Genomic DNA, 4,808 nt, shown 5'->3' with positions numbered 1-4,808 from the left:
GTTTCAATAAAGTTACGTTTCAGCACCTTAGAAACAAACGGGAAGCTGCGTGATGCACGGAGGTTACATTCGATAACCTTAATCTCGTTGTTCTTTGCCAGATACTGGATATTGAAAGGTCCGCTGATGTTAAGCTCCTTGGCAATCATCTTACTTACCTTCTTGATGCGGCGGGCTGTTTCGAAGTATATTTTTTGAGCCGGGAAAACCAGTGTGGCATCTCCCGAGTGTACGCCGGCAAACTCCACATGTTCCGAGATTGCGTATTCAACCACTTCGCCGTTCTGGGCTACAGCGTCGAATTCTATCTCTTTGGCATCCTGAAGGAATTCGGTTACTACAACCGGATATTCTTTCGATACTTTAGCAGCCAGCTTAAGGAAAGTTTCAACTTGCTCGCGGGTGTGACAAACATTCATGGCAGCACCGGACAGTACGTACGACGGACGGATAAGCACAGGGAAGCCAACCTTTTCGATAAAGGCATCAATTTCGCCTTCGCTGGTCAGCTCGCCCCATATTGGCTGATCGATACCCAGGTGGTCGAGCATTGCCGAGAATTTATGACGATTTTCGGCCCGGTCGATCGAAAGCGGCGATGTTCCCAATACAGGTACATTCTGTCGGTGCAGCTTCATGGCCAGGTTGTTGGGGATTTGTCCGCCCACAGATACAATAACACCTCTTGGCGTTTCCAGGTCGATTACATCCAATACACGTTCCATGGAAAGTTCGTCGAAATATAGCTTGTCGCACATGTCGTAATCCGTCGAAACCGTTTCAGGGTTGTAATTGATCATGATCGACTTATAGCCAAGGTTACGGGCGGTTTGTGCCGCATTAACCGAACACCAGTCGAATTCTACCGAGCTACCGATACGGTATGCACCCGATCCTAAGATAACCACATTCTTATCGTTCGGGTAGTAAGGGATAGCATGATCAGATCCGTCGTAGGTCAGGTACAGGTAGTTGGTAAGGTCCGGATGTTCAGACGCAATCGTGTTGATACGTTTTACACTGGGAAGAATACCCAGTTTTTTACGACAGGCACGTACCTTAAGGTTCTCTTTCTCCATGTTACCCTGCGGTTTTTCTACAAAACGGGCAATCTGGAAATCCGAGAATCCCAATCGTTTTGCCTCACGTAAAACCTCTGCAGGAACCTCTTCTATTTTGTGGTAGCTTTCCAATACCTTCCGGTAATCGTCGATATTTTTCAGCTTATTAAGGAACCAGGGGTTGATTTTGGATAATTCATATATGCGATCTACGGTATATCCTTTTTCGAAAGCTTTTGCAATGGCAAAAATACGTAAATCGGTAGGGTTGGCCAGTTCTTCATCCAGGTCGTCGAACTCCAGATCATTATTGCCTACAAAACCATGCATACCTTGTCCGATCATACGAAGACCTTTCTGCATGATCTCTTCAAAACTCTGCCCGATAGACATGATTTCACCCACAGATTTCATGCTTGAACCGATCTGACGCGATACACCTTCAAATTTGGTAAGGTCCCAGCGCGGAATCTTTACAATCATATAGTCAACTTCCGGAGCTTTGTAAGCAGAATTGGGAGTTCCCATCTCGCCTATTTCATCCAGGCTATAGCCTAATGCCAGTTTGGCTGCCACAAAAGCAAGCGGGTAACCACTGGCTTTGGATGCCAGTGCCGATGAACGGCTGAGGCGGGCATTTACTTCAATTACACGGTAGTCGTTCGTATAAGAATTGAACGCATACTGGATGTTACATTCTCCCACAATACCCAGGTGACGGATTGTCTTGGTTGAAATCTCCTTAAGCATGGTCAGCTCGTCTTCCGTAAGCGAACAGGTTGGAGCAACCACGATACTTTCGCCGGTATGAACACCCAGTGGGTCTACATTTTCCATGCTTACTACAGTAAAGCAATGGTCTTTACGGTCGCGGATCACTTCAAACTCAATCTCTTTCCATCCTTTGAGCGATTCTTCCACCAGAATTTGTTTAGAGTAGGCAAAAGCACTTTCCGCTAGGTTGCGCAACTCTGTTTCGTTGGCGCAAATACCACTACCCATTCCTCCTAACGCATATGCAGAGCGGATCATCACTGGAAATCCGATCCTGTATGCGGCTGCAACTGCATCTTCCATGCTTTCCACAGCCTGACTAACCGGAGTTTTCACCTCTACTTCGTTCAACTTCTTAACAAACAGGTCGCGGTCTTCAGTATACATGATTGCCTCTACGGAAGTACCCAAAACCTGTACACCGTATTTAGCCAACGTACCGCTCAGGTAAAGTTCGGTTCCGCAATTCAAGGCCGTTTGTCCCCCGAAAGCCAGCAGAATACCATCCGGTTGTTCTTTCTTTATAACCTCTTCCACAAAATAAGGAGTGATAGGGAGGAAGTAAACCTTGTCGGCAATACCTTCGGATGTCTGAATTGTTGCGATGTTTGGATTCAGCAATACTGTATGGATGCCCTCTTCTTTGAGCGCCTTGAGTGCCTGTGAACCTGAGTAGTCAAATTCGCCTGCCTGTCCGATTTTAAGGGCGCCCGAGCCCAGTACAATTACTTTTTTTAGTCCGCTTTTAGCCATTGTAATTGGATTGTTTTGTTTATGAATATATTATTATAGAATGTTCTGTTCGTTTAAAAACAAAAAAAATGCGTTAGTAAAAGTAACTAACGCATGCTATATAAACAAGTTATATTTCCAAAAATAAAGAAATGACCGGTATCGTCTAACAGGTAACCCGAAAAATAGGATGGATTGTCCTTGTATGTTATATCGTTCATGTCTTATCTGTATCTAAAATTTCTGCAAAGGTATTACTTTAATGGATATGAGTCAACCTTTTTTACAAATACTCTGTAAAATTTGCTAACTTTGCCCTTCGAATTTAAAGAATATAAAACGTAGAAACAAGATATGGAAACAGTAGTAAGTGGCATCAGGCCAACTGGAAACCTGCACTTGGGGAACTATTTCGGTGCAGTAAAAAGTTTTCTGCAGATGCAGAATGAGTATAATTGCTTTTTCTTTATCGCAGACTGGCATTCGCTGACTACCCATCCGCATCCCGACAATATTGTTAGTGGTGTAAGGAAGATTCTGGCGGAATACCTGGCTTGTGGTATTGATCCCGAAAAGGCAACCATTTATGTTCAAAGCGATGTTCGCGAGGTGTTGGAACTCTATCTTTACCTGAATATGAATGCTTATCTGGGAGAGTTGGAACGTACTACGTCATTCAAGGAGAAGGCACGTAAACAACCGGAAAATGTAAATGCCGGGTTGCTTACATATCCAACGCTGATGGCTTCTGATATCATTGTCCATAAGGCCGCTAAGGTGCCCGTTGGAAAAGACCAGGAGCAGAATATGGAGATGGCCCGTAAGTTTGCACGCAGATTCAACACGTTCTACGGAGTGGATTATTTCCCTGAACCCGCCTCATTCTCTTTGTCGAACAAAGCAGTGAAAGTTCCCGGACTTGATGGTTCAGGAAAGATGGGTAAGTCGGAAGGAAACGCGATTTACCTGATCGACGATGAGAAGACAATTAAGAAGAAGGTAATGAAGGCGGTTACCGATGCAGGCCCAACGGTTCCAAACAGTGAGAAGCCGGAACCTATCGAGAACCTGTTTACCATGATGGAGATTGTTTCCTCGCAGGATACATATAACTACTTCAACGAAAAGTATGCCAACTGTGAAATTCGATATGGAGATATGAAGAAGCAGCTGGCCGAAGATATTAACCTGTTCTGTTCTCCTATCCGCGAGCGTATCCTTGATATCGCAGCCAATACGGATTATATGGAGAAGGTGGCACGCCAGGGAGCTGAAAAGGCACGCGAAAGTGCAGCTAAAACGATACAGGATGTACGTCGGATTATAGGTTTCAAGGCTTACTAACGAGTAATCGGATCTAATATATAGCGAAGATGTACCTGAAGAAAGGTATCTCTTCGCTTTTTATTTCATCTGTTTTACAAAACAATACAGGGTTATCCCGTTGTTTTACTACAAGATACGATACAATGGATATGGAAGGATTTGCTGGGAAATATGTTTTTGTAACCGGTGGAGCTAAAGGCATCGGCCGGGCTATTGTCTGTATGTTTGCAAAGGCCGGAGCCAAAGTTGCCTTTTGTGATTATGATAAAGAGGCCGGCAACCAGTTAAGCTCCGAGTTGTCCAATACTGTTTTGTTTTATAAAGTGGATGTTACCGACGAAAACCGGCTGTTGGAGGTGATGGATCTATTGTTTCAGCGCTGGGGTACACTGGATATCATCATTAATAACGTGGGGATAAGTCAGTTTTCTCCTCTCACAGAAACAACGTTGGAGCAGTTTGACCGGATATTGGCTACCAATCTGCGACCCGTATTTATCACCTCGCAGGCGTTGGCTGTACAACGGAATACGCCGGAGGGAAAGAAACGCTACGGACGTATCGTTAATATAGCCTCTACACGCTACCTGATGAGTGAGCCGGGTTCCGAAGGATATGCTGCCTCTAAAGGAGGGATTGTCTCTTTAACTCATGCGCTTGCAATCTCTTTCAGCGAATATGCAATCACTGTAAATTCAATAAGTCCCGGATGGATTCAGCATACAGCTTACGAAATGTTGTCGGATGCCGATCATAAGCAGCATCCTTCGGGCAGGGTAGGGACGCCCGATGATATTGCGCGGACCTGTCTTTTCTTGTGTGCTCCTGAAAACGATTTTATTAATGGACAGAATGTAGTCGTTGACGGAGGGATGACTAAAAAGATGATTTATCTGGATTGATTCATCGTTATAA

3 protein-coding genes are annotated in these 4,808 nt (G+C 44.6%); 2 read left to right on the top strand and 1 reads right to left on the bottom strand.

Annotated features, from left to right (window positions below; genetic code table 11):
- Positions 1-2,588, bottom strand: a 2,588-nt coding sequence (carB, locus tag AB7E53_RS09425) for a carbamoyl-phosphate synthase (glutamine-hydrolyzing) large subunit (protein ID WP_446775347.1), incomplete at its 3' end; no start/stop codon positions are given.
- A 333-nt stretch (positions 2,589-2,921) separates the two neighbouring features.
- On the opposite strand from carB, the gene trpS reads away from it, so the two are divergent.
- Both trpS and AB7E53_RS09415 read left to right on the top strand, forming a co-directional pair.
- Positions 2,922-3,911 carry a tryptophan--tRNA ligase gene (trpS, locus tag AB7E53_RS09420; protein WP_350456332.1) on the top strand — a complete coding sequence of 330 codons (990 nt, stop codon included), beginning with the start codon at positions 2,922-2,924 and terminating at the stop codon, positions 3,909-3,911.
- 125 nt (positions 3,912-4,036) lie between these two features.
- On the top strand, positions 4,037-4,795 hold the full coding sequence (locus tag AB7E53_RS09415; protein WP_446771289.1) for an SDR family NAD(P)-dependent oxidoreductase: 759 nt from the start codon (positions 4,037-4,039) through the stop codon (positions 4,793-4,795).
- Positions 4,796-4,808 lie beyond the last annotated feature (13 nt).

Source organism: Macellibacteroides sp. (genome assembly GCF_050251695.1).
GTDB lineage: Bacteria > Bacteroidota > Bacteroidia > Bacteroidales > Tannerellaceae > Macellibacteroides > Macellibacteroides fermentans.
Note: the sequence above shows the minus strand (reverse complement) of the source record. Positions and strands in the feature narration are given on the sequence as shown.